This window comes from Pseudomonas sp. G7(2022), from assembly GCF_052660475.1.
In genome coordinates, this window is record NZ_CP109659.1 from 4,542,048 (window position 1) to 4,565,521 (window position 23,474).

Annotated in this window: 23 protein-coding genes and 1 pseudogene; 6 read left to right on the plus strand and 18 right to left on the minus strand. The window is 61.4% G+C overall.

Annotated features, from left to right (window positions below; genetic code table 11):
- A complete protein-coding gene (locus tag NE357_RS20615) occupies positions 1-750 on the minus strand; it encodes an electron transfer flavoprotein subunit beta/FixA family protein (RefSeq protein ID WP_007950859.1) in 750 nt (249 codons plus the stop codon).
- Between the two features lie 525 nt (positions 751-1,275).
- Here NE357_RS20615 and NE357_RS20620 point away from each other — a divergent pair.
- Positions 1,276-2,940, plus strand: coding sequence for an electron transfer flavoprotein-ubiquinone oxidoreductase (locus NE357_RS20620; protein ID WP_169431412.1), 1,665 nt, complete (start codon positions 1,276-1,278; stop codon positions 2,938-2,940).
- A gap of 182 nt (positions 2,941-3,122) precedes the next feature.
- On the opposite strand, the gene NE357_RS20625 is transcribed toward NE357_RS20620, so the two are convergent.
- Positions 3,123-4,013, minus strand: a complete 891-nt coding sequence (locus NE357_RS20625; RefSeq protein WP_011335404.1) for an AraC family transcriptional regulator — start codon at positions 4,011-4,013, stop codon at positions 3,123-3,125.
- Between the two features lie 191 nt (positions 4,014-4,204).
- Here NE357_RS20625 and NE357_RS20630 point away from each other — a divergent pair, with 191 nt between their 5' ends.
- Positions 4,205-5,257 carry an NAD(P)-dependent alcohol dehydrogenase gene (locus NE357_RS20630; protein WP_169431413.1) on the plus strand — a complete coding sequence of 351 codons (1,053 nt, stop codon included), beginning with the start codon at positions 4,205-4,207 and terminating at the stop codon, positions 5,255-5,257.
- A gap of 4 nt (positions 5,258-5,261) precedes the next feature.
- On the opposite strand, the gene NE357_RS20635 is transcribed toward NE357_RS20630, so the two are convergent.
- The 6 genes from NE357_RS20635 to NE357_RS20660 all read right to left on the minus strand — a co-directional run bounded on the left by NE357_RS20635 (position 5,262) and on the right by NE357_RS20660 (position 11,033).
- A complete protein-coding gene (locus tag NE357_RS20635; RefSeq protein WP_169431414.1) occupies positions 5,262-6,065 on the minus strand; it encodes an IclR family transcriptional regulator in 804 nt (267 codons plus the stop codon).
- A 60-nt stretch (positions 6,066-6,125) separates the two neighbouring features.
- Positions 6,126-7,436 (minus strand): MFS transporter, encoded by a 1,311-nt coding sequence (locus NE357_RS20640; RefSeq protein WP_169431415.1) that lies wholly within the window; start codon positions 7,434-7,436, stop codon positions 6,126-6,128.
- Positions 7,437-7,532: 96 nt separating this feature from the next.
- Positions 7,533-8,681 (minus strand): galactonate dehydratase, encoded by a 1,149-nt coding sequence (gene dgoD / locus NE357_RS20645; RefSeq protein WP_169431416.1) that lies wholly within the window; start codon positions 8,679-8,681, stop codon positions 7,533-7,535.
- Positions 8,682-8,728: 47 nt separating this feature from the next.
- Positions 8,729-9,349, minus strand: coding sequence for a 2-dehydro-3-deoxy-6-phosphogalactonate aldolase (locus tag NE357_RS20650; protein WP_169431417.1), 621 nt, complete (start codon positions 9,347-9,349; stop codon positions 8,729-8,731).
- Between the two features lie 19 nt (positions 9,350-9,368).
- Entirely contained in the window at positions 9,369-10,358 is a 990-nt protein-coding gene (locus NE357_RS20655; RefSeq protein ID WP_169431418.1) for a 2-dehydro-3-deoxygalactonokinase, read from the minus strand.
- 192 nt (positions 10,359-10,550) lie between these two features.
- The gene (locus tag NE357_RS20660) at positions 10,551-11,033 is read right to left on the minus strand and encodes a GNAT family N-acetyltransferase (RefSeq protein ID WP_039770630.1); all 483 of its coding nucleotides are present in this window, start codon (positions 11,031-11,033) and stop codon (positions 10,551-10,553) included.
- A gap of 71 nt (positions 11,034-11,104) precedes the next feature.
- On the opposite strand from NE357_RS20660, the pseudogene NE357_RS20665 reads away from it, so the two are divergent.
- From NE357_RS20665 to NE357_RS20680, 4 genes and pseudogenes are all read left to right on the plus strand, one after another.
- Positions 11,105-11,248, plus strand: a pseudogene (locus tag NE357_RS20665) (HD domain-containing protein); the annotation flags it as partial.
- An 82-nt stretch (positions 11,249-11,330) separates the two neighbouring features.
- The gene (locus NE357_RS20670; RefSeq protein ID WP_169431419.1) at positions 11,331-11,675 is read left to right on the plus strand and encodes a hypothetical protein; all 345 of its coding nucleotides are present in this window, start codon (positions 11,331-11,333) and stop codon (positions 11,673-11,675) included.
- 59 nt (positions 11,676-11,734) lie between these two features.
- Positions 11,735-11,989 carry a hypothetical protein gene (locus tag NE357_RS20675; RefSeq protein ID WP_011335416.1) on the plus strand — a complete coding sequence of 85 codons (255 nt, stop codon included), beginning with the start codon at positions 11,735-11,737 and terminating at the stop codon, positions 11,987-11,989.
- An 88-nt stretch (positions 11,990-12,077) separates the two neighbouring features.
- Positions 12,078-12,458 (plus strand): Rho termination factor N-terminal domain-containing protein, encoded by a 381-nt coding sequence (locus NE357_RS20680; RefSeq protein ID WP_169431420.1) that lies wholly within the window; start codon positions 12,078-12,080, stop codon positions 12,456-12,458.
- Positions 12,459-12,499: 41 nt separating this feature from the next.
- On the opposite strand, the gene NE357_RS20685 is transcribed toward NE357_RS20680, so the two are convergent.
- From NE357_RS20685 to NE357_RS20730, 10 genes are all read right to left on the minus strand, one after another.
- Positions 12,500-13,429, minus strand: coding sequence for a PfkB family carbohydrate kinase (locus tag NE357_RS20685; RefSeq protein ID WP_169431421.1), 930 nt, complete (start codon positions 13,427-13,429; stop codon positions 12,500-12,502).
- Positions 13,422-14,888: a purine-cytosine permease family protein gene (locus tag NE357_RS20690; protein ID WP_085683520.1), complete on the minus strand. Its 1,467-nt coding sequence runs from the start codon at positions 14,886-14,888 to the stop codon at positions 13,422-13,424. Before NE357_RS20690 ends, NE357_RS20685 begins: the two co-directional genes overlap by 8 nt.
- Positions 14,889-15,036: 148 nt before the next feature.
- A complete protein-coding gene (locus tag NE357_RS20695; RefSeq protein ID WP_169431422.1) occupies positions 15,037-16,035 on the minus strand; it encodes an ADP-ribosylglycohydrolase family protein in 999 nt (332 codons plus the stop codon).
- Positions 16,032-16,745, minus strand: a complete 714-nt coding sequence (locus NE357_RS20700; protein WP_169431423.1) for a GntR family transcriptional regulator — start codon at positions 16,743-16,745, stop codon at positions 16,032-16,034. The genes NE357_RS20695 and NE357_RS20700 overlap by 4 nt, the downstream gene beginning before the upstream one ends.
- Positions 16,746-17,027: 282 nt before the next feature.
- Positions 17,028-17,996 (minus strand): L-arabinose ABC transporter permease AraH, encoded by a 969-nt coding sequence (araH, locus tag NE357_RS20705; RefSeq protein WP_011335422.1) that lies wholly within the window; start codon positions 17,994-17,996, stop codon positions 17,028-17,030.
- A gap of 12 nt (positions 17,997-18,008) precedes the next feature.
- Entirely contained in the window at positions 18,009-19,553 is a 1,545-nt protein-coding gene (gene araG, locus NE357_RS20710; RefSeq protein WP_169431424.1) for an L-arabinose ABC transporter ATP-binding protein AraG, read from the minus strand.
- A gap of 56 nt (positions 19,554-19,609) precedes the next feature.
- Positions 19,610-20,614 carry a substrate-binding domain-containing protein gene (locus tag NE357_RS20715; protein ID WP_085647456.1) on the minus strand — a complete coding sequence of 335 codons (1,005 nt, stop codon included), beginning with the start codon at positions 20,612-20,614 and terminating at the stop codon, positions 19,610-19,612.
- Between the two features lie 144 nt (positions 20,615-20,758).
- Positions 20,759-21,577 carry an SDR family oxidoreductase gene (locus NE357_RS20720; protein WP_011335425.1) on the minus strand — a complete coding sequence of 273 codons (819 nt, stop codon included), beginning with the start codon at positions 21,575-21,577 and terminating at the stop codon, positions 20,759-20,761.
- A 270-nt stretch (positions 21,578-21,847) separates the two neighbouring features.
- A complete protein-coding gene (locus NE357_RS20725) occupies positions 21,848-22,723 on the minus strand; it encodes an SMP-30/gluconolactonase/LRE family protein (protein ID WP_169431425.1) in 876 nt (291 codons plus the stop codon).
- A gap of 25 nt (positions 22,724-22,748) precedes the next feature.
- On the minus strand, positions 22,749-23,465 hold the full coding sequence (locus NE357_RS20730) for a FadR/GntR family transcriptional regulator (protein ID WP_007950814.1): 717 nt from the start codon (positions 23,463-23,465) through the stop codon (positions 22,749-22,751).
- Positions 23,466-23,474 lie beyond the last annotated feature (9 nt).

The window sequence follows — 23,474 nt, forward strand, 5'->3', positions numbered from 1 at the left end:
TCAGATTACCTTCGCTTCGTTTTTCAGTTTCTCGACCAGTTCAGCCACCGACTTGACCTTGATACCCGCGCTGCGTGCAGCTGGCGCTTCGACTTTCAGGGTCTTGTTGGTGGAGGCGGTGGAAACGCCCAAAGCGTCCGGAGTCAGCGTCTCGAGAGGCTTCTTCTTGGCTTTCATGATGTTTGGCAGGGACGCGTAGCGCGGCTCGTTCAAACGCAGGTCGGTGGTGACGATGGCCGGCAGTTTCAGGGAAACGGTCTGCGCGCCGCCGTCGATTTCGCGGGTCACGGCAACGCTGTCGCCGGAGACTTCGACTTTCGAGGCGAAAGTGCCCTGACCGTAGCCGCTCAGTGCAGCGAGCATCTGGCCGGTCTGGTTGTTGTCGCTGTCGATGGCCTGTTTGCCCAGGATCACCAGCTGAGGCTGTTCCTTGTCGACCACGGCCTTGAGCAGCTTGGCCACGGCCAGGGAAGTCAGGTCTTCAGCGGATTCGACGAGGATGGCGCGGTCGGCACCCAGAGCCAGTGCGGTACGCAGCTGTTCCTGAGCGGTGGACGGGCCGATGGAGACGACGACGATTTCAGTCGCAACGCCTTTCTCTTTCAGGCGTACGGCTTCTTCCACTGCGATTTCGCAGAACGGGTTCATCGACATCTTGACGTTGGCGAGGTCTACGCCGGAATTGTCCGCCTTGACGCGAACCTTGACGTTGTAATCCACAACGCGTTTGACAGCTACAAGAACCTTCATGGATTCCTCGTTACTCTCCGGTGAAAAGAAAGTCGCCTAGGCGAACCTGGCGGTTGATGCTCATCGGGCACAAGGGCACCTCTAAAAACGCCGGCTGAGCGGGATGACCGTTCGTCAGTCGTGACCGACGAGTCATGCCGCTTCGCGGTGTGTAAACTGCGCGCCGAACCTGCGCTGCGCATCACCGGTTACCGCCTACGCCCTGTCTTTAGAGGTGCTCTTGAAACCACCATTCAGCCTACGGCGAGCGCAAAACCGCCCGTATCTTGACCGGAACGCCCATTCTGGTCAATACGCCAAAATGCCCTGTCATAAGCCGCGCTTCTTTGATTTCTCTGGGCTGGAGCCGATTCAAACAAACGTTTGTATTGGACGCTAAGAGTGGTGTAGATATAATGCGCCGCCTAGAGAGAAAGGTGGTTTGCCCATTATTACCCTTGACGTTAACGTAAAGGCAATAACGGATACGACACCGAACCTCCAAATTAGAAAAAAAACTGTTGAGCCTTGAGTAGGAGATAGCCTGTGGAACGCGAATACATGGAATTCGACGTGGTCATCGTCGGTGCCGGCCCCGCTGGCCTGTCCGCCGCCTGCCGTCTGAAGCAGAAGGCCGCCGAAGCCGGTAAGGAAATCAGCGTCTGCGTGGTCGAAAAAGGCTCCGAAGTCGGCGCGCATATCCTGTCCGGTGCCGTATTTGAACCACGGGCCCTGAACGAACTGTTCCCGGACTGGAAAGAACTCGGCGCTCCGCTGAACACGCCTGTCACCCGCGATGACATCTTCGTGCTGAAAAACGCCGAAAGCGCGCAGAAAATTCCTGACTTCTTTGTGCCCAAGACCATGCACAACGAAGGCAACTACATTATTTCCCTCGGCAACCTGTGCCGCTGGCTCGCTCAGCAGGCCGAGAACCTGGGCGTGGAAATCTACCCGGGCTTCGCCGCTCAGGAAGCGCTGATCGATGAAAACGGTGTGGTGCGCGGGATCATCACCGGCGACCTCGGTGTCGACCGCGAAGGTCATCCGAAAGACGGCCTGTACACCCCGGGCATGGAACTGCGTGGCAAATACACGCTGTTCGCCGAAGGCTGCCGTGGCCACATCGGCAAGCAGCTGATCAAGCGCTACAACCTCGACAGCGATGCCGACGCCCAGCACTACGGCATCGGCCTGAAGGAAATCTGGGAAGTCGACCCGGCCAAACACCAGCCAGGCCTGGTAGTACACACCGCCGGTTGGCCGATGGACATCATGGGCACCGAGAACACCGGTGGCTCCTTCCTTTATCACCTGGAAAACAATCAGGTGGTGGTCGGTCTGATCGTCGATCTGTCCTACAGCAACACCTACCTGTCGCCGTTCGACGAGTTCCAGCGCCTCAAGCATCACCCGGTACTCAAGCAGTACCTGGAAGGCGGCAAGCGAATCAGCTACGGCGCACGTGCAATCTGCAAGGGCGGCCTGAACTCGCTGCCGAAAATGGTGTTCAAGGGTGGCGCGCTGATCGGTTGCGACCTTGGCACCCTGAACTTCGCCAAGATCAAAGGCAGCCACACTGCGATGAAGTCCGGCATGCTCGCCGCTGAATCCGTGGCTGACGCGCTGTTCGCCGAGAAAGACGGCACTGAAGAGCTGACCACCTACGTCGACGCGTTCAAGAAGAGCTGGCTCTACGAAGAACTGTTCGCCAGCCGCAACTTCGGCCCGGCGATCCACAAGTTCGGCGCCATCGTTGGCGGTGGTTTCAACTGGCTGGACCAGAACATCTTCGGCGGCAAACTGCCGTTCACCCTGCACGACACCAAGCCGGACTACGCCTGCCTCAAGCTCGCGGCCGACTGCAAGAAGATCGACTACCCGAAACCCGACGGCAAGATCAGTTTCGACAAACTGAGCTCGGTGTTCATCTCCGGTACCAACCATGAAGAAGAACAGCCGTGCCACTTGAAACTGACCGACCCGACCATCCCGTTGAGCCGCAACCTTCCGATGTACGACGAACCGGCGCAGCGTTACTGCCCGGCCGGCGTGTATGAGGTGATCACCAAGGAAGACGGCGAGAAGCGCTTCCAGATCAACGCCCAGAACTGCGTGCACTGCAAGACCTGCGACATCAAGGACCCTTCGCAGAACATCACCTGGGTGACGCCGGAAGGCGCTGGCGGCCCTACTTACCCGAACATGTAAGTCGAATCGCTGAACATCAAGGCTCCCTGTATGGGGGCCTTTTTGTTGCCCACTATTCCTGCAACGCCACAAAACCAATGTGGGAGCGGGCTTGCTCGCGAAGGCGTCGTGTCAGGCAGCATATCTGTCAACTGACACACTGCATTCGCGAGCAAGCCCGCTCCCACAGGTACTGTGGCAACTCAGGCAGCGCGCTCATCCCCGGGGCTGCGTTCGAAATAGCGCTTGTACTCGCGACTGAACTGCGACGTGCTCTGATACCCCACCCGATGCGCAACCTGGGCGACACCCAGCCCCTCGGCGATCAACAACGTCTGCGCCTTCAACAAGCGCAAACGCTTCAGATACTGCACCGGCGACAGCAGCGTGCTGCGCTTGAAGTGTTCGTGAAAGGTCGAAACGCTCATGTTCGCGCAACTGGCCAGCGTCTCGACGTTCAACGGCTCGGTGTAATGCGCATGCAGATGACTGATCGAAGCCGCCACCCGGGCAAATTGCCCCTGCTGTTCCACCAATGCCCGCAGCACGTCCGCCTGAGGCCCGCGCAACGCGACGAACAACAATTCACGCACCCGCGCCGGTCCGAGAATCTGGCATTCCAGCGGATCGTGCAGACAGCGCAGCAAGCGTTCGACACAACCGCGCATGTCATCGTCGAGCACCACCGAGGTCATCGACTCCGGTGTCTGCGCCGGAATATGCCGCCCCGGTGCCAGCCCCATTGCCAGCACCAGCTCACCGAGCAGCACCCGGTCGATCGCCACCGACACGCCGAGCAACGGCGCGTCCGGCAACGCATAGGTCTCGCACTCGAACGGCACCGGCAGCGCCTGGATCAGATAATGCCCCGCGCCATATTCCATGGTGCGAGGGCCGAGATACGCCAGTTTGCTGCCCTGAGCAATGATCATCAGGCTCGGTTCATAAATGTGCGGGCCACGGGCGACGTCGCAACTGGCGCGCAACACCTGCACGCCCGGCAGCCCGGTCTGGCTGTAACCATCGCGCAGCGCCAGGGGTTCGATCAGCGAAACCAGGGTGGCGTTGGCATCAAGGTGACGAGTCAATTGCATCGGCTGGCTCTTCAGAAAAAATCACGGAAAAAGGGATAAAAGCATCATCGCAGATCCTTTTGCCAATGCGACCGATCAACCCCGCATGCCGGAGGATTAGGCATGACACCCGGAGGAATCGCCATGGCCGGGCGACCAGATGGCGCCCAGAATGCGCCACCTCACTTGTCACTGCTTTTGCGAGGTTTCACATGTACACCGCCATCGGCTATGCCGCTCAAACGGCCACCACGCCCCTCGCCCCGATGAAATTCGAACGCCGCAGCCCTCGTGCCGACGACGTCGCCATCGAAATCCTGTACTGCGGCGTCTGCCATTCCGACATCCACCAGGCGCGCAACGAATGGGGCATCGCCGTTTACCCGTTGATGCCCGGCCATGAGATCGTCGGAAAAGTCACCGCCGTCGGTGCGAATGTCACCAAGCACAAGGTCGGCGATCTGGTCGGCGTCGGCTGCATGGTCGATTCCTGCCGCACCTGCGAAGCCTGCCAGTCGAACCTCGAGCAATACTGCCTCGAAGGCCCGACCATGACCTACGCCACCCCGGACCGGGTCGATGGCAGCAACACCATGGGCGGTTATTCGGACAGCATCGTGGTCAGCGAGCACTTCGTGGTGCGCATCCCCGAGAAGCTGGATCTGGCGGCTGCCGCGCCGATTCTCTGCGCCGGCATCACCACCTACTCGCCACTCAAGCACTACGGCGTGAAGGCTGGCGACAAGGTCGGGATTCTCGGCATGGGCGGCCTCGGCCACATGGGCATCAAGTTCGCCAAGGCCATGGGTGCCGAAGTGACGCTGTTCACCCGTTCGGCAAGCAAGGCCGAGGAAGGTCGTCGTCAGGGCGCCGATCACGTGATCGTCTCCACCGACGAAGAACAGATGAAAGCCGCAGCCGGTCGTTTCGACTTCCTGCTGGACACCATTCCGGTGCAGCACGACCTCAACCCGTACCTCGACACTCTGCGCTTCGACGGCGTGCACATTCTGGTGGGTCTGATCGAACCGATCGATCCGCCGGTCCACGCCGCCAAACTGGTACTGGGTCGTCGTGTATTGGCCGGTTCGCTGATCGGTGGCGTCGCCGAAACCCAGGAAGTGCTGGATTTCTGCGCCGAGCACAACATTAGCTGCGACATCGAAATGCTCGACATCCGCCAGATCAACGAGGCCTACACCCGCATGATCGCCGGTGATGTGAAGTATCGCTTCGTCATCGACATGGCGACTCTGAAGCTCTGATTCCTCAGACCTTCAAGCCAAGCTCCGCCGAGAGCCGGGTTGTGACTCCTTTGATCAGGGGAATCAGCTCGGCCATTTTTTCCAGCGGCATGTACGGCACGGTGCTGGCGATGCTGATCGCTGCGACGATGCGCTTGCTCGCGTCGCGGATCGGCGCCGCCACGCAGCGGATCGCCGGCTCGTTGTCTTCCAGATCGAACGCATAGCCACCGGCCACGTACTCGGTCATCCGTTGCGCCATTTGCTCCCACGACTGCTGGGGATGCTGCGGCCAGAACTGACTTTTCCCGCCCGCCGGCAGGCTGATTTCGTACAGCCGCTGCCAATCCTGCGGCGAATCATCCAGCATTAGCGCCTTACCGATTCCGGTTCGTGCCAACGGCATGCGATGGCCAACCCGCGAACGCATTTCCGGGCCGTTGCGTCCCGGATTCTTCAGCAGGTAAAGCACTTCGTCGCCTTCACGAATCCCCAGGTGAACGGTGTCGCCGGTCAGCGCCGACAACTCGTCCAGATACGGCCCGGCCAATGTCGCCAACGGCAACTCTTCACGCGCCTGAAAACCCAGTTCGATCAGCTTCGGCCCCAGCAGGTAACCGACTTGCGGCACGACGCGCAGGTAACGCTCGTCCACCAGACAACTGGCCAGACGATGAGTGGTGCTGCGGGTGGTGCCGATCAGGCGGGCAATCTCTTTGAGATCGCGGGCGCCACTGGCAACCGCCTGCACCACACCCAACCCGCGAAGCAGGGTCTGGGTGCCGGTCGGCGCGGCGTCCTTGGCATTTTTCGGGGCGTCTTCCTGCATATCCAGCCTTTAGCGTTGAGCGAGGGAACGGGCGGCATTATGGTCGCCCGACAGGGACGACTACAACTCGATGCGCTCGACCTTGCCCACCAGCAGCACGTAGGACAAAGCACCGATCAATGCCAGAACCGCGATGTAGGTGATCGCCGGCGCGAACGAATCGCCGCTGGCGAGAAAGCCGATGACAATCGGCGTGGCAATCGCCGACAGATTGCCGATGAAGTTGAACACCCCACCGGTCAAGCCCAGCAACCGCGCCGGCGCCAGCGTCGAGACCAGCGACCAGGTGATCGACGCCAGCCCGTTGCCGAAAAACGCCAGGGCCAGGAAGGCAATCACCAGCGGCGTCGACTCGACGAAGTTGGCCCCGATGATCGAGGTAGAAATCAGCAACCCGCCAATGATCGGCAGCTTGCGCGCAAACCCGACGGTGCAGCCACGGCGGATCAGGAAATCGGAAAAGAACCCGGAGCACAGCACGCCGATGAACGCGGCGAGAAACGGCAGCGAAGCCAGCAGACCGGACTTGATGAAGTCCATGCCGCGGTATTTCACCAGGTAGGTCGGGAACCACGTCAGGAAAAACCACAGCGTCGAGTTGAGGCAGAACTGGCCGAGGTAGATCCCCCACAACTTGCGTTTGCTCAGGACGATGCCGAGATCGGTCCAGCTGAATTTCGCCTTCACTTTTGCAGTTTCAGCGGCGATATCCACCAGGCCGCCGCCCTCGCGGATCAGGTCGATTTCCGCTTCGTTGGCGCCTTTGAAATCACGCGGCTCGCGATACACCGCGTACCAGATCGCCGCCCAGATGATGCCCACCGCGCCGGTCACGACAAACACCATGTGCCAGCCGAACTCGTGTTGCAGCCACGCGAGCACCGGGGTCAGAAACGCCAGCCCGACAAACTGCCCGGAGGTATAGAAACCGATGGCCGTGGCCCGCTCACGCTCGGGGAACCAGGTCGTCACCACACGGCTGTTGATCGGGTACGCCGGCGCTTCCAGCGCACCGACCGCCATGCGCAGCACGAACAGCGCGATGAAACTGGCGGCGAACCCGAGCATCACGGTGGCCAGCGACCACAACAACAGCGCAACGCTGTAAAGAATGCGCGGCGGCACGCGATCCACCAGCCAACCGCCGGGGATCTGCATGGCAGCGTAGGTCCAGCCGAATGCGGAAAAGATCAGCCCGACATGCACCGGGTCGATGCCCAGCTCGGAAGTGAGCGCCGGGGCGGCAATCGACAGATTGCTACGATCGAGGTAGTTGATGACCACGGTGATGAACAGCAACACCATGATGAAAAACCGCTTGCGGCTGGGCGTGACTAACGTCGCTTGCCCGGTGAGGGTTTGCGGTTGCATGGGAAGCGCCTCTTTTTATGTTTATTGAGGTCGGGGGGATGCAGATCTCCGCTCCCTGGAGATCTGACTTACTGGATACGGCAGGAAATCAGCGACTCACCACTCGGCAAAACTGCCATCGGCATGACGCCAGATCGGGTTGCGCCAGCGGTGGCCGACCGACGCGCGTTCGATCACGTATTCCTCGTTGATCTCGATCCCCAGCCCCGGGCCGTTCGGAATTTTCACGAAGCCCTTGTCGTAGTCGAACACCCGTGGATCCTTCACATAATCGAGCAGGTCATTGCTCTCGTTGTAATGGATGCCCAGGCTCTGTTCCTGGATAAACGCGTTGTAACAAGCGGCGTCCAGTTGCAGACACGCCGCCAGTGCAATCGGCCCCAGCGGGCAGTGCAGCGCCAGCGCCACGTCGTAGGCTTCGGCCATGTTGGCGATCTTGCGGGTCTCGGTGATGCCGCCGGCGTGGGAGGCATCGGGCTGGATGATGTCGACGTAACCTTCGCTCAACACCCGTTTAAAGTCCCAGCGCGAAAACAGTCGCTCGCCGAGGGCAATCGGGGTGCTGGTCAGCGGAGCCAGTTCTTTCAACGCTTCGTAGTTTTCGCTGAGCACCGGCTCTTCGATGAACATCAGTTTGTACGGGTCGAGCTCCTTCATCAGCACCTTGGCCATGGGCTTGTGCACCCGGCCATGGAAGTCGACGCCGATGCCGACGTTCGGCCCCACCGCATCACGCACGGCGGCAACGTTGGCCAGCGCCAGGTCGACCTTTTCGAAGGTATCGAGAAATTGCAGCTCTTCGGTGCCGTTCATTTTCACCGCCGTAAAACCACGGCCCACCGCCTCTTTCGCGGCCCGCGCAGTGTCCGCCGGACGGTCGCCGCCGATCCACGAATACACACGGATCTTGTCCCGCACCTGACCGCCGAGCAGGTCACTGACCGACACGCCCAGCGCCTTGCCCTTGATGTCCCACAGCGCCTGGTCGATGCCGGCCAGTGCGCTCATGTGGATCGCGCCGCCCCGGTAGAAGCCGCCGCGATACAGCACGGTCCAGATGTCCTCGATATTGCGTGGGTCTTTGCCGATCAGGTAGTCGGACAATTCCTCGACCGCAGCGGCGACGGTGTGGGCGCGGCCCTCGACCACGGGCTCGCCCCAACCGGTCACGCCCTCGTCGGTTTCGACTTTCAGGAAGCACCAGCGCGGCGGGACGATGAAGGTGGTCAGTTTGGTGATTTTCATCTTTTTATCTCTCTTGTTAGATGCAGCGCACGCAGCGCCAAAAAGTCTCAGCGAAGGGCTTTCCAGGCCGCCACGTAGGCCTTGGCATTGGCCGCTACTTGCTCAGTCGTCATGCCTGGCTTGAACAGCCCGGAACCGAGGCCGAAGCCTTTGACGCCAGCGTCGATGAACACCTGCATGTTGTCCGGTGTAATGCCGCCGACGGGCGCCAGGATCGTCCCCACCGGCAGCACCGCCAGCCAGGCTTTCACCACCGCAGGCCCCATCTGTTCGGCCGGGAACAGCTTGAGAATGTCGGCCCCCTCCTCCAGCGCCGCGAAGGCTTCGGTCGGCGTGGCGACGCCCGGCGACAGGTACAGCCCCGCCGCTTTCGCGGCCCGCAATACCTTGGCATCGCTGTGGGGCATGACGATCACCTGGCCGCCAGCCTCCTTCACCCGTTCGACCTGTTCCGGGGTCAGCACCGTGCCGGCACCGATCAGGCAATCGGCGGGCAGGGTCTCACGCAGGATGCGAATGCTTTCGTACGGTTCGGGGGAATTGAGCGGTACTTCGATGACGCGAAATCCGGCCGCATACAGGACTTCTCCGACAGCGGCGGCTTCCTGCGGATGCAGGCCGCGCAGGATCGCGATCAGACCGTTTTGCGCCAGTGCTTGCTTGAGCATGTCAGGCCTCCAGTCAGGGTTAACGGGATGAGGAATCGATCAGTCCGGCGGCGAGCGCCAGTTGCCACAGCCCACGCTCGGTGGCTTGCTCGGCCAGCGTCACCCGGGCAAAACCGCAGGCGTCGAGGGCCCGGCTGTAACGGGCGCACAACTGTGCGTTGCCGATGAGGACGATCGAAGGAAGCTGTGCGCTGTTGCGCCGGCGTCGTTGCACGTTGGCCAGCGCCGTCAGTTCGTGGCCAATCAGCAGGCCGGACAGATAGTCCGGTTGCGCGGTGGCGCTGAGTTCACCGGTCAGGCCCAGGCTGCGGGCGCTGAACAAGGTCGACAGCACGCCGATCTCGCCCTCCGCCGACAACGCCACCTGCACGCCGCGATCAAACGCCTCGGCATTGAACGTTGCGCTGTGCTGTTGGGTACGGCCGAGAATGCTGTGTTCGCTGAGCACGGCGAACACTTCGCCGGTCATGAAGGTGTCGAAACGAGTGATGCAGCCATCGGCCACTTCCACCCATTTCGAATGACTGCCCGGCAGGCCGATCAGCAGATCATTGCCCGCCTCGATCGGCAGGTTCTGCAGGACGCCGAGGACCTGGGTTTCCTCGCCGCGCATCACGTTCGGCAGTGCCGAACGCTGAATCACACCCGGCACGATATGCACGTCGACACCGCGAAGACTGCGAACGGTTTGCAGGGATTTTCCGAGATCGGCCACGTTGGCCGGCGTATCGCGGTAGGACGCTTCGCGCCAGCCCTGAGCGCTGCCGACCATGCCGCACGCGATCACCGGCAAGCCGGGTTGCGCATCGAGCCAGTCGCCGCACGCCTCGTCGAACGCCAGTTCAAAACCCTCGGCGCATTCGCAACCGTTGATGAGCCGCGGCGTCTTCGGCAACTGCATGATCCCGAACGACAGCGACCGCTGCGCCAGCACCTGCCCGCCCGCCGCGAGTTTGTAAGCACGTAGTGAGGTCGTCCCCCAATCGAGCGCGATCAATTGCGCCAGCATCGCTTCACCTGTTTTGTTATTGGCAGTGAGTGAGCCGGACTATAAACCTGAGTAAAGCAAAATCTCAATATATAAATATCATTCCCACATTATGGGACGAAGACAAAAAAAGATCGCAGCCGTCGGCAGTGCTTGCGGGAATAACAATTTCCCTGCAGTAGCTGCCGACAGCTGCGATCTTTTACGCCGGGCTCAGTTGCCCTCGGCAAACTCCCGCAACACCTTGCCATCCATGCGGTAACGCACCCACTCTTCCTGCGGTTGGGCGCCAAGGGATTTGTAGAATTCGATGGCCGGGGTGTTCCAGTCCAGCACGCTCCATTCGAAGCGGCCGCAGTCATTGGCGCAGGCGATTTTCGCGAGGTGGCGCAGCAGGGTTTTGCCGGCGCCGCCGCCACGCTGTTCGGGGGTGATGTACAGGTCTTCGAGGTACAGGCAGTTGCTGCCCAGCCAGGTCGAATAGCTGAAGAAAAACACCGCAAAACCGATCGGCAGACCGTCGCGCAGGCAGATCAGGCCATGAGCAGTGGCGCCTTCGCTGAACAGGCTGCGCTCGATGTCGGCGACGCTGGCGATGACTTCGTGACGGGCCTTTTCGAAGTCTGCAAGTTCAGTGATGAACGCGAGGATTTGCGGAGCATCGCTGGGGGTCGCCGGGCGGATTTCGATCGTCATGGACGGGCCTTGTCGGAAAAAAGAAAACGCCATACTAAGGCGGCGCGCGGCGCTCGTCACATGGCAATCCTTTCCAGACCAGACTGCTGCACCTTGCCGACGGTTTCCAGACCGTTGCCGGTCAGCGCCTGGCGCAGCTCCGTCATCGACGCTTGAAAGGTTTCATGGAGCAATTCAAGGAAGAGATCGGCCTCGAAAGCGCTCAGCCTTTCTGAACCGTTCGTCGATCATCAGGCACCAATCTTTCACGAGGGCAGACCAACAGGAGGTAAGGATTTCAATCACTGGAGACCCCCTATGATCTCGTCAAGGTTGACTGCGCTCGTATTCGCTACCCTCCTCAGCCCGGCGGTATTTGCCGCCTCGACTACCGCTGCCGGAACCGGGCCGACCGATCCGGTTACCCAGCCAAGAGCCCCCGCCATCAACAGCGCCCCCGGTATGAATACCGACGGTTCGGGTGTACCGCTGATCAATCAGCCACCCGCCACGGGAACCGATCCTCGCACCCAGGGCAGCGATCCCGGTCGCCAGGGCGGGATGAACACACCCAACGCTCCGGCTACCCCGGATAACGCCGGTCCAGGCGTCGGCTCGAAAACCACCACGGGTGGTTCGGGCTCTGAAGGCGCAGGCCAGTGATCCGTGCGTGATCCACGCAACACGCAACATGTCTTATCCACTTCCCTGAAGAGGTAACCATGAACGTCGATAAAAACCTGGAAAAAGAAGTCCTCACCCGCCTGTTGCATGCACATCCAAGCGGCCTCGGCAAAGAGGTGCTGGACAATTATCGCGGCGAGAAAGTCGTGGCCAGCGCCCTCGCCGCCTTGCAGGAGCGTGGACTGATTCACCACGGACACATCACTTGCAATGAAGCGGGAGAACATTCGCTGAATCTGCCGATCAAGCTCAGCGCTGCGGGTGTGGAAGCGGCCCGTAAACTCGATACCTGACGCCTCCAGTCGCTGGCGCAGGCAATGGTCGAATGCACTGCCTGCGCCAGTTCATGCAGAGATTTATCCGGATACAAGGAGAATCGTCATGCCTCGTGGAAGCAAAGCCAAATACACTGAAGAGCAAAAGCGCAAAGCCAAACACATCGAAGACAGCTATCAGAACAAAGGGATGTCCAAGGACGAAGCTGAAGCCCGCGCCTGGGCAACGGTGAACAAACAGTCCGGAGGCGGTGAGAAGGCCGGAGGTTCCGGGCGCCGCAAACCTGCCGGCGCCAAGGCCGAGGATCGCAAGGAATCGGCGCGGCGCGCGGCGGTGAGTCGTGAAGGGCATTCGCGCGACAGCAAGGCTTCGCGCGAAGTGCAGACGGTCGACAGCCTGCGAAAGGAGGCCCGCGAACGGAAGATTCCCGGGCGCTCGTCGATGCGCAAGGATGAGTTGATTGCGGCATTGCGCAAGGCGAGTTGAATCAGGCTTTGCGCTGAATATTCTGGCCTTTTCGCGATCGATCAGTGATCGCAAGTCTCACGGATCAGCGCATCGACTTGGGCAGTCCCCGGTGCGGTCGCCGGGCCCCAGCGGGTGACGGCCAACGCAGCCGCGGCGTTGGCGCGCCTTGCGGCTTCGTGAGCGGACAGCCCTCGCGCCAGTCCAGCGACGAATACGCCTGCATGCGCGTCACCCGCGCCGTTGCTGTCCACGGCTTGCACTTTGAAACCCGGTACATGCCGGCGTTCGCCGCGCTGGTGAGTCCAGCAACCCTGCGGGCCGTCGCGCACCACCATCAGCACATCCTGTGGCAGGTGCACGGCCAAGCGGTCCAGCGCTGTTTCGATGTCCGCCGCGCCTGTGAAACGCAGCGCCTCGACGCTGTTGCTGGTCCACACATCGATGCGCGGCAGCAACGCCTGCATCATCGGTGAGTCCGGCGATTCCACCAGCGGGCCCGGATCGAACACCACGTTGATCGTCCTCGGCAGCGCCAGCGTCCAGTCCAGCAACGCCTGGGCCTTGCCGCTGTGCAGCAGGCTGTAGCCGCTGACGTAGACGTAGTCCCCCGCCTCGGCTGCAACGCTGTTCAGCTCCGCCGCCGTGACCTCGCCTTCAGCGCCGATGTAGGAAATGAAACTGCGCTCGGCGGACGCATCGGTCAGCGCCACGCAGATCCCGGTGTCACGCTCTGCAGGCTGGTCGATGCCCATGCGGATGCCTTCGGCGTTCATCGCCTGCCGCGCCAGATCGCCGAACCGACCGTTGCCGTGGCGGCCGAGATAGACCACCGGCAAGCCATTGCGCGCGGCGGCGGCCATCACATTGAAGCCGCCGCCGGCTTCGAAACTGGCGGACTGCGCCAGCACGTCACCGCCAATTTGCGGCAGCGCATCCACGGCCATGACCAGGTCAATGATGACCTGGCCGGTGTGCAACATCTTAGGCATGAGCATTCTCGGATTGCGCAGCGCGGCGATCTCTCGCCCCGCCGAGTACGAAGTAAATGCCGCCGGCGACCACGAAGGTCACGATCCAGCCGAGGCCGTTGTGGCCCAGCCACGAGTCGGACAGGAAACCCTTGAACCAGACATTTTCAGCCGTGGTGCCGATGGTGGTGAAACTGAAGCCCAGCACGATGGCAATCGCCCACGCGCCGAATGCGCGCCACTCGATGCCGCCGCTGTACCAGTAGGCGCTGCTCGGGCTGACGTCGAGCAGATCTTTGGGGCTGTAGTAGTGACGGTGAATCAGGTCGACCACGAAGATCCCGACCCACGCGGTGATCGGTACCGCCAGCAGCGAAATGAAAGTGATGAACGGGCCGTAGAAACTGTCGGCGATCAGCATGAAGTAGATCGAACCGGCGAAGATCGCGACGATGTCGACCACCACCGCGTACACGCGTTTGACCTTCAGGCCGAGGGTCAGCGTGGTCAGGCCGGCGGAATACACCGACAGGTTGTTCGACAGCAACAGACCACCGAACGCGGTGATCAGATACGGCACAGCCATCCAGGTGGGCAGCATGTCGCGGATCGCCACGATCGGGTCAGTCGCCGACGCCAGGTCGTTGTTGCCCACCGAGAGCAGGCCGCCGAGGGTGATCAGCAGTACCAGCGGAATACCCGCACCGAATGCTGCAGATGCAACCAGGCGCACGGCTTTGACGCTGCGATGCTGATAGCGCGACATGTCGGCGCCGGCGTTGGCCCAGCCGATCCCGGTGCCGGCGGCCATGGTGCCGATGCCGATGATCATCGCGCTCATCGGCGCTGGCGTGGCATTGAACACCGCGCTCCAGTCGATGGTCGCGCAGAGGAAGCCGCCGACCAGAATGTTCAGCGCGCCGAACACGTAGGTCGCCCATTTCTGGATCACCAGCAAGGTGGCGTGGCCGAGGCCGGAAACCGACAAGGTCAGCAACACGAAAATCGCGATGAAAATCAGGGTCAACACCGGCGCGCTTTTGGCTTCAACCGGCGAGCCAAACAGGATCGAGCACAACGACAACAGCACGAACGCCGCGGTGGTGGTATTGACCGTTTCCCAGCCCAGGCGCGACATCAGCGACACCAGCGTCGGGCCGATATTGCCGCGCACACCGAAGATCGCCCGGGACAACGTCAGGCTCGGCGCACGACCGCGGCGGCCGGCAATCGAGATGATCCCCACCACCGCGAACGAACCGGCAGCACCGAGAATGGCGACGATAATCGCCTGCCAGATCGCCAGGCCGCGAAACGCAACCAGCGTGGCGCCCAGCGGCAGGCCGAGGATGGAAATGTTGGCCGCGAACCAGACCCAGAACAGTTGCAGCGGATGGCCGTTGCACTCGCCTTCCGGCACCGGTTCGATGCCCCGGGTTTCCAGTTGCCCGGCGCTTTGCCCGGCGTTCGATGAACTCATGAAAAATGCTCCTGTTTGCCTTTATTGTGGTTGTGGCAATGACGCAGAACGACCAGACATCCCGCCCTTCCTGGGCCTGTCTGCGCGATCCATTGCGGGTGAAAATTCGAGATTTGTGGTGCGCCATTTCGCGATGACGCCAGTTCAATCAGCGCAAGGCCAACAGCCCCTGCACCAACGGTTCCAGCTCCAGATCGTTGACGGCCTTCACCGTCTCGATCATCGGTGCCGGCCAGCTCTGCAGGCCCAGGCAGGCCCCGAGCATGGCGCCGAGAATCGCGGCGATGGTATCGGTGTCGCCACCCAGGCTCGCGGCCATGCACAGCGCATCGAACGGCGTCATTTCACCGACCGCGACTTGCTGCGCGAGGGCGAACGACACCACCACCGATTCCTGCGAGGCCACCGAGGTGCCGATCACGTCGTACAGCAGATCCGCGAGCAACACCGGGTCGCTCTCGACACTGATGCTGCGCGCCCAACTGATCCGCGAAGCGATGCGCCCACCGGCCACCCAGTGCCCGTGGGTTTCCGCTTGCTGAGCGATCTGTTGGCCGAGGTTCAGCGCCGCGCCCAGATCGAGGCCGTTGATGCCGGCCGAAACCACCGCCGCCACCGCTGCCGCGCTGGAAATCCCCAGCGTGGTGTTGTGAGTGACCTGACAGGCCTGCACCACCGCCGCGATGAAGCGCTCCGGATCGGCGACATCCGCCGCGATCCCCACCGGGGTGATGCGCATCGCTGCGCCGTTGGTGGTGCCGTAGCGCCCGGCCTCTTCCGGCGAATGGCCGGCGAGGATCATTTCGATTGCACGTTTGGTCGACGGACCGAGCAAGTCCTGCGAGCCCTTGGCCTGCATCTCGGCTTCCCATTCGATCAACCGTTGCGCGAGCACCGCCGGCTCGATCCGGCCCTTGCCTTCGATCAGCAACTCGCCGACCAGAATCGCCTGTTCGGTGTCGTCAGTGATCGAGCCTTTGGGCATGTTCGCGGCAATCGGTTGCAAGGGGCCGGCATCTTGCAGATCGGTGATCTGGCCGAAGCGCTGCTTGATGGCTTCGCGGTTCAGCGATTGCGTCGGCATGCCCAGCGCGTCGCCCAGGGCCAGGCCATAAAACGCGCCCAGGGCACGGTCGAGGGCGGTCATTTCGATTCTCCAAATTGCAGGTGCAGACGGAAATGCACCGGGTCGAGCAGGCTTTCAACTTGCTCCATGAAGCGGTTTTGCCGGTCGTAAGTGGTGCGCAGCGCTTTCAGAAACACCGTGCCTTCAGGGCGCCCGAGCAGTTCGGCATCGACAGCGTTGAGCGGCTCGGCGCCGATCCACTGGTCGCCGCGCTCGCCGATGTAACCGTAGGCGGCCAGGGTGATGGTCAGGGAGTTATCGATCAGGCCGACTCGCGGCAGGCTTTCCAGGCCTCCGCTGGCGGGCATCAGAGAGCGTTCAAGGGACACCGCCGTGCCATCGTTGGAACGGCGGCGACGTTCGAGAAGAATGAATTGATCGGAGCCGAAACGCGGCAGCAGATCCTCGCGGGTCACGGCTTCCAGGCGCAACACGTCGGTATTGATCATCGCCCCGCTGTCGGCCAAGGCCTGAGCCCAGCCACTGCGCTGATCCAGCGCCACCCCGTCAAACGTGACGATGGAACCGACCCCGCTTTGCGTGGCGATGTAATTGCGCCGCTTCAGTTCGGCCAACGCTTCGCGCAACGTGCCACGGCTGACGTTGAATTCCTGAGCCAACTGATGCTCGCCGGGCAACAGAAAGCCGTCCTCCATGAGGCCGCTTTCGATGCGTCGGACGAGCTCGTCGACCACCCGTTGTTTCTTGTCAAATCGTACCTGTCTAATCATGTACAAAGTGATAACCGAAACGGGTTGGGACGGGCAAGGGAAATTTTGGGTGGGGTGACGGAAGGCGGGAAGATCAAGAGCGCCCTCATCGGAACGCCGCCCGCCTAGCCCTCTCCCGAGGGAGAGGGGACTGAATGGGGGATATTCGGGAGGTACGCCGACCTGAAAAGGCTTTGCCGAATCCTTAATCGACTGGATTCTTCAGGTCAATGTAGAGTGCAAGACACCTCGGTCGGCTCCCTCTCCCTCCGGGAAAGGGCTGGGGTGAGGGAGCTTTTGATCTTAGCGTTGCTTGAGACGGTCGATAACCACAGCCAGCAGCAGAATCGACCCTCGAATCACGTACTGGTAGAACGTGTCGATATTCTTCAGGTTCATCGCATTCTCGATAATCGCCAGAATCAAGACCCCGGCAATCACATGCCGGATCATCCCGATCCCGCCACTCAGCGACACTCCGCCCAGCACGCAGGCCGAAATCACCGTCAGCTCAAAACCCTGGCCGATCATCGGCTGACCCGAAGTCATCCGCGACGCCAGAATCACCCCGGCCAACGCACCAATCACCCCATGCACGGCGAAGATGATGATCTTGGTTCGATCAACATTCACCCCCGCCAGCAACGCCGCTTCCTGGTTGCCGCCGATGGCCATGGTGTTGCGCCCGTAGGTCGTGTAGTTCAGCAACCAGCCAAAAAACAGGAAGCAGACGATGGTAATCAGAATCGGCACCGGTACGCCGAACAACTGGCCGTTGCCGAACACGAAAAACGATTCCTGCGATACGCCCACCGCTTTGCCATTGGCAAAGATGTAAGCCAGGCCACGGACGATCTGCATGGTCGCCAGCGTCGTGATCAGCGCATTGACCCGCAACTTGGCGATCACGATGCCGTTGATCAGGCCGACGATCAGGCCCATCACCAGCGCCGCGCTGACGCCGAGAAACACGCTGTTGGTGTCGCGCATCACCACCGCTGCGACCACCCCGGCGCAGGCAATCACCGACCCCACCGACAAGTCGAAGTGCCCCGACGCCAGGCAATACAACATGGTGCACGCGGCGATCCCGGTGGTGGAAATCGCCAGGCCCAGGCCACGCATGTTCAGCGGCGAGAGGAAGTTGTCGATCAGCAAGGTGCAGGCGACAAAAATGCCCACCGCCGCCAGCAGCATCACCCAGTCATCGAGAAAGCGCCGCATATCCAGGGGTTTGCGCTCGGTCGGCAGGGTTTCGTTTTGGGTTGTCATCATAGTCACCTCTCAGTTCGCCACGCCGTCAGCGCGGTGGCGCGGCAAAGCCAGTTGCAGCAGGTTGGATTCGTTGGCCTGGTCGCGGCTGACTTCGCCACGCAGGGCGCCCTCGCACAGCACCAGAATGCGGTCGGAAATACCCATCACTTCCATCAGATCGCTGGACACCACGATCACCGAAATACCGTCGGCGGCCAGGTTATGGATGATCTGATAGATCTCGGCCTTGGCACCGATGTCGATGCCGCGGGTCGGCTCGTCGAGCAGCAGGACTTTCATCGGCATCGACAGCCAGCGGCCGAGAATGGCTTTCTGCTGATTGCCACCGGACAGGAACTTGATCTGTTGCCCGGCGTGGGGCGTTTTCACTTTCAGGGCCTTGATCTGTTTCTCGGCATTGCCCTTTTCCCAGATCCCGCGCAGCAGGCAACCGAGCCCGGAATGCGCGCCGCGTGCACTGATGTTGATGTTCTCGGCGACGCTGGCGAGCGGGATGATGCCTTCCTTCTTGCGATCCTCCGGGCACAGCAGAATCCCGGCGGCAATCGCATCGCGGGGCGAACGCAGTTTCAGTTCATGGCCGCGCAATTCCAGGCGTCCGGCAGTGTTGCGCTCCAGACCACTGAGCAGCCGGAACAGCTCGGTGCGCCCTGCCCCGACCAGTCCGAACAGCCCCAGAATCTCGCCTTTGTGCGCATCGAAACTGATCGGCTCGCGCAGGCCCGGGCCGAGCAATCCATCGACTCTCAATGCCACTGCGCCACGGGGGCGACCGCGATAATCGTAGATGTCCTGAATGTCGCGCCCGACCATGCAAGTCACCAGTTGATCGTGGGTCAGCTGGCTCATGTCGTCGAAGGTGCGCACGTAGCGACCGTCCTTGAACACCGTCACCGCGTCGCAGATGCGGAACACTTCCTCCATGCGATGGGAGACGTAGAGCACCACTTTGCCCTCGTCGCGCAGCCGGCCGATGATTGCCATCAAGCGGTCGATTTCCCGCGCCGAGAGGCTGCTGGTCGGTTCGTCGAAGGCAATCACATGGGCGCCACGGGACAACGCCTTGGCGATCTCCACCAGTTGCCGCTGGCCGAGGGACAGGCGTCCGACCTTGGTCTGCGGGTCGATTTCATCGGCCAGGCCCTTGAGGCAAGCCAAGGCTTGCTGACGCAGCGCGCCACGATTGATCAGGCCGAAGCTGGCCGGCAGGTGACCGAGGAACAGGTTCTCGGCCACGGTCATTTCCGGCACCAGATGCAACTCCTGGTGAATCACCGCCACGCCGCTGCCGATGCTGTCGGCGGTGGACTTGAAGGCCATTGCCCGCTCACCGATCTGCAACTCGCCGCTGCTCGGGATGTAGGCACCGCCGAGGATTTTCAGCAGGGTCGATTTGCCGGCGCCGTTCTCGCCCATCAAGGCGTGAACCTGCCCGGGGTGAGCGACGAAACTGATGCCGTCCAGCGCCTTCACGCCCGGGAAGGTCTTGCCGATCCCGTTGAAACGCAGGCTGCCGCTGGCGCTGTGTTCTTGTGTTTGTACTTGCGCGTGCATTTAAGCCACCTCATCACACCGTTCAAACGGCCCGGCTGCCCGGGCCGTCGCTGCCGTCAGTTCCACAGGCCGATCTTTTCCAGCTCCTGCTTGAAGTTGTCGCGGGTGATCAGGGTCACGTCGTCCATCGCGGTGTACTTCGGCGGTTCTTTGCCGGTGGTGACCCACTCGTACATCATCTCGGCGGTCTTGTAGCCTTCGATGTGCGGGCTCGGCAGCATCGAACCGTAGAAGCCACTGTTGGGCTTTTTCAACTCGCCGATGGCGTCGGTGCCGTTGATGCCGATGCCGATCACGTTGGCCGCAGCAAACCCGGCGGCTTCGGTGGCGCGCACGCCGCCCAGCACGGTGTTGTCGTTCATGCCGCCGATGATCAGGTTCTTCGCCGCGCCCGGCAGCTTGACCAGCGCCGAGTTGGTGGCGTCCATGCTGCCCGGTACGTCGAGGGTTTTCAGAGCGGCTGTCAAAATGTGATCTTTCGGCATGCCCGCGTCTTCGAGCGCCTTCATCGAGCCGTCGGTGCGCTTCTTGCCGGTGTCGAGTTCGTTGTAGGTGTTGACCACCGCGTAGGTGTCTTTCCAGTCCCAGTTACGCTTTTTCGCTTCGGCGGCCATCGCGGCGCCCTGCTTCTGGCCGACTTCGAACGCGGCCATGCCGAGGTACGGCACGTCTTCCATGAACTTGCCATTGGCGTCGACGAAGCGGTCGTCGACGGCAATCACTTTCAGATCATTGAGTTTGGCCTTGGCCATGATCGCTGGGCCGAGGGACACGTCCGGCGGGCAGATGACGAAGCCCTTGGCGCCATTGGCTGCGAGGCTGTCGATGGCCGAGAGGGTTTTCTCGCCGTCCGGCACGGCGATCTTGATCAGTTCGAAGCCCTTGTCCTTGGCGGCTTTCTCGGCGAAGGCCCATTCAGTCTGGAACCACGGCTCTTCAGCCTGCTTGACCAGAAAACCGATCTTCACCGGATCGGCGGCCAGCAGCGAACTGCTCAGGCTGAACGCAGTGACCGCCAACGCGGTACTGCACAGGGTACGAATCCCGAAACGACGTTTCATAAGCAGACTCCTTGTTATTTTTCTTGAGCGTTATTTGAAAAACGTTAAAGCGGTCGAAGCGTTTCCTGCGCATCATGACGAAAATAGTCATATCGTATGATGATTGGATTTCAGGCGGACCTTTCCACCTGAAATCCGCTTTTCTCAGTCGTGGTACATCACCGAGCGGCCACCATCGATGGTGATGCACGAGGCATTGATGAACGGCGCTTCATCACTGGCCAGGAACACGGCGGTCATCGCCACTTCAATCGGCTGGCCGATGCGTTTCGGCGGATGCAGATCGAAAGCGCGCTGGCGTTCGGCGTGCGGGTCGGCGAAGCCGTTCCAGTAATCGACGTTGAGCTGGGTTTCGATGTAGCCCGGGGCGATGGCGTTGACACGAATGCCCTTCGGCGCGTACTCGATACCCAGCGCGCGGGTCAGCCCGAGCAGGCCGTGCTTGGCCACCGGGTAGGGGAAGCAGCCGGGAATGATGTTTGTCGAATGGGTCGAGGCAATGTTGATGATGCTGCCGATGCCCTGCTCGATCATCTGCGGCAGCACGGCTTTGCAGCCGTACCAGGCGCCGTCGAGATCAATGGCGAAGCAGCGTTTCCAGTCTTCTTCGGTCATTTCCAGCGGATCACGGAACACGTTGACCCCGGCGCAATTGACCAGCACATCGATGCGACCGTGCAGTTCGATGGCCAGTTTGGCCATGGCGTGCAGATCCTGCTGACGCGATACATCGGCCTTGATCGCTTGCACGTCGGCGCCCTGCTCGCGCCAGTGCGCGGCGACTTTCTCGACCTTTTCGGCCTGGATATCGCTGATCACCAGTTTGGCCTGTTGCGAGGCAAAGGTCGCGACGATTGCTTCACCGATGCCTTGGGCGGCGCCGGTCAGCAGCACGACCTTGTTTTTCAGGCGCTCGCCTTTCGGTGGCTCGGGCACGGGCGGCAGGGACAGAGGTTCAGCCATGGATCAGGACTCCTGTTCGAAAGCATAAAAAAACCGGGCATCTGACGATGTCCGGTCTGGAAGGCTTGTGGAACAAAACAGGCGAGCGCACGCCACGGAACCGAAACGGCCCGAAGCGCTGACTCCGCTGTGGAGTGCGATGAAAATTCGCTGCATCACTTCACCTGTTTTGTTCTTTTTAAGTGTGAGTGCGTGTTACTGCTGGAGCCGACTATAAACCCGACCGCCAAATAATCTCAATATATAATTTTGCATCCCATATTTTGGGATTTAACTGGCAAATCGCGTACAGAGCTTTCCGGCAACATCAACCCGCATCGACAGCACGGCGCCGTCCAGCGAGTGGTTCAGCGGACTTTTGGCGCTGGTGATGTACAGCGTTTTCAGGTCTGCGCCGCCAAATACACAACTGGTCGGGCGGCTGATCGGCAGGTCGATCTTGCGGTCGATCTGGCCATTCGGTGTCAGGCGCAGCAGGCAACTGCCGTCCCAACGGGCATTCCACACGTAGCCTTCGGCGTCCATCGCCGAACCGTCCGGGCCGCCGTTCTGATCGGCGCTGTACCAAGGCTGGGCGGTGTCGAGGTTGCCGTCGGTGTGAATGAAGTAGCGGTACAGCGTGCTGTCGAGGCTGTCGCCGAACAGCAACGTGGTGCCGTCGTCACTCCAGAGCAGCGTGTTGGGAATGCCAAGACCCCGTAGCAACGGCGTGACTCTTTTGTCCGGATCAATCCGGAACAGCCCGCCGGAACGACGGGTGATCGGCAGATCCTCGCCGTGTTCGCCGATGTTGTTTTGCATGGTGCCTAGCCACAAGCGGCCCTGACCATCGCAGCGCGCTTCGTTGGCACGATTGCCCGGTTGCGGATCGGCGACGCAGAACAGCGACAGTCGCGGTTCAAGTCCGGGAGAATCCAGATCAAGTCGGTAGACGCCGCTGCTCAGGGTCACCAGCGCATCGCCGCTGGCGCAGGGAATGAACGCCGAGACGTGTTCCGGCATCTGCCAGATCTGCACGTTCTGCCCGATCAGCCGCAGCGCCTGCCTGCCAGCGATGTCCACCCAGTACAGCGCCTGAGTCGGTGCGTCCCAGAACGGGCCTTCGCCCAGTTGCGCCCGATGCTCTGTCACCGCAGTCCACGTCATGCAACCTCCTGTCTTGTTGTTTTTGTCAGCTGGCTTTCTTGTCGGCCATCACCTGCGGGTAAAACCGCTTGATGGCCAGGTCGGCATTGTCGATCAGGGTCATGCAGGCCCACACCCCGCGCGCGGCATCCCGGGCGGCGATGGCGTCGGCCATGTCTTTGTGGATGGGCAGTGTCCGGCGCAATTCGTCGGGGTCGGCTGCGGAAACTTCGAAAGACACGGCGAGCAGCGCGCCGAGGGCCGGCACCATTTGCTCGATGAATTGATTATGGCTGGCGGCGAGTATGCATTCGTGGAAGAACTGGTCGGCACGGTTGTAATCGATGCCGCTGTCCACTGCCCGCTCAAGCGCGTTGTAGGCCTGCTGCACGGCTTGCACCTGTTCCACGGTCGCCCGCTCGCAGGCCCAGCGCACCGCCATCGGTTCGATGGTGCGGCGCAGGTCGAGCAGGTCATCGACGAAGTTTTCCGGCAGGCCGCTACGTGACAACCAGCCCACGACTTGCGGATCGAACAGGTTCCAACGCTTGATCGGCAGCACCCGCGTGCCGACTTTCGGCCCGACTTCAAGCATGCCTTTGGCGACGAGGGTCTTGATGGCTTCGCGGATGACGGTGCGGCTGACCCCGAGCTGCTCGCCCAGATCGGCCTCGACCTTGATCGCCTGCCCCGGTTTTACCTGGCCGGCGGCGATCCAGGCGCCCAGCCAGTCAACCGTTGATGCGTGAAAACTGCTCGACATGGACACCCC

What these genes read in the sequence shown, in the direction of transcription:
- NE357_RS20615 (WP_007950859.1), bottom strand. Translation starts at nt 750, where the DNA reads ATGAAGGTTCTTGTAGCTGTCAAACGCGTTGTGGATTACAACGTCAAG.
- NE357_RS20625 (WP_011335404.1), bottom strand. Translation starts at nt 4,013, where the DNA reads ATGCAATTGACTCGTCACCTTGATGCCAACGCCACCCTGGTTTCGCTG.
- NE357_RS20630 (WP_169431413.1), top strand. Translation starts at nt 4,205, where the DNA reads ATGTACACCGCCATCGGCTATGCCGCTCAAACGGCCACCACGCCCCTC.
- NE357_RS20635 (WP_169431414.1), bottom strand. Translation starts at nt 6,065, where the DNA reads ATGCAGGAAGACGCCCCGAAAAATGCCAAGGACGCCGCGCCGACCGGC.
- NE357_RS20640 (WP_169431415.1), bottom strand. Translation starts at nt 7,436, where the DNA reads ATGCAACCGCAAACCCTCACCGGGCAAGCGACGTTAGTCACGCCCAGC.
- dgoD (WP_169431416.1), bottom strand. Translation starts at nt 8,681, where the DNA reads ATGAAAATCACCAAACTGACCACCTTCATCGTCCCGCCGCGCTGGTGC.
- NE357_RS20650 (WP_169431417.1), bottom strand. Translation starts at nt 9,349, where the DNA reads ATGCTCAAGCAAGCACTGGCGCAAAACGGTCTGATCGCGATCCTGCGC.
- NE357_RS20655 (WP_169431418.1), bottom strand. Translation starts at nt 10,358, where the DNA reads ATGCTGGCGCAATTGATCGCGCTCGATTGGGGGACGACCTCACTACGT.
- NE357_RS20660 (WP_039770630.1), bottom strand. Translation starts at nt 11,033, where the DNA reads ATGACGATCGAAATCCGCCCGGCGACCCCCAGCGATGCTCCGCAAATC.
- NE357_RS20670 (WP_169431419.1), top strand. Translation starts at nt 11,331, where the DNA reads ATGATCTCGTCAAGGTTGACTGCGCTCGTATTCGCTACCCTCCTCAGC.
- NE357_RS20675 (WP_011335416.1), top strand. Translation starts at nt 11,735, where the DNA reads ATGAACGTCGATAAAAACCTGGAAAAAGAAGTCCTCACCCGCCTGTTG.
- NE357_RS20680 (WP_169431420.1), top strand. Translation starts at nt 12,078, where the DNA reads ATGCCTCGTGGAAGCAAAGCCAAATACACTGAAGAGCAAAAGCGCAAA.
- NE357_RS20685 (WP_169431421.1), bottom strand. Translation starts at nt 13,429, where the DNA reads ATGCCTAAGATGTTGCACACCGGCCAGGTCATCATTGACCTGGTCATG.
- NE357_RS20690 (WP_085683520.1), bottom strand. Translation starts at nt 14,888, where the DNA reads ATGAGTTCATCGAACGCCGGGCAAAGCGCCGGGCAACTGGAAACCCGG.
- NE357_RS20695 (WP_169431422.1), bottom strand. Translation starts at nt 16,035, where the DNA reads ATGACCGCCCTCGACCGTGCCCTGGGCGCGTTTTATGGCCTGGCCCTG.
- NE357_RS20700 (WP_169431423.1), bottom strand. Translation starts at nt 16,745, where the DNA reads ATGATTAGACAGGTACGATTTGACAAGAAACAACGGGTGGTCGACGAG.
- araH (WP_011335422.1), bottom strand. Translation starts at nt 17,996, where the DNA reads ATGACAACCCAAAACGAAACCCTGCCGACCGAGCGCAAACCCCTGGAT.
- araG (WP_169431424.1), bottom strand. Translation starts at nt 19,553, where the DNA reads ATGCACGCGCAAGTACAAACACAAGAACACAGCGCCAGCGGCAGCCTG.
- NE357_RS20715 (WP_085647456.1), bottom strand. Translation starts at nt 20,614, where the DNA reads ATGAAACGTCGTTTCGGGATTCGTACCCTGTGCAGTACCGCGTTGGCG.
- NE357_RS20720 (WP_011335425.1), bottom strand. Translation starts at nt 21,577, where the DNA reads ATGGCTGAACCTCTGTCCCTGCCGCCCGTGCCCGAGCCACCGAAAGGC.
- NE357_RS20725 (WP_169431425.1), bottom strand. Translation starts at nt 22,723, where the DNA reads ATGACGTGGACTGCGGTGACAGAGCATCGGGCGCAACTGGGCGAAGGC.
- NE357_RS20730 (WP_007950814.1), bottom strand. Translation starts at nt 23,465, where the DNA reads ATGTCGAGCAGTTTTCACGCATCAACGGTTGACTGGCTGGGCGCCTGG.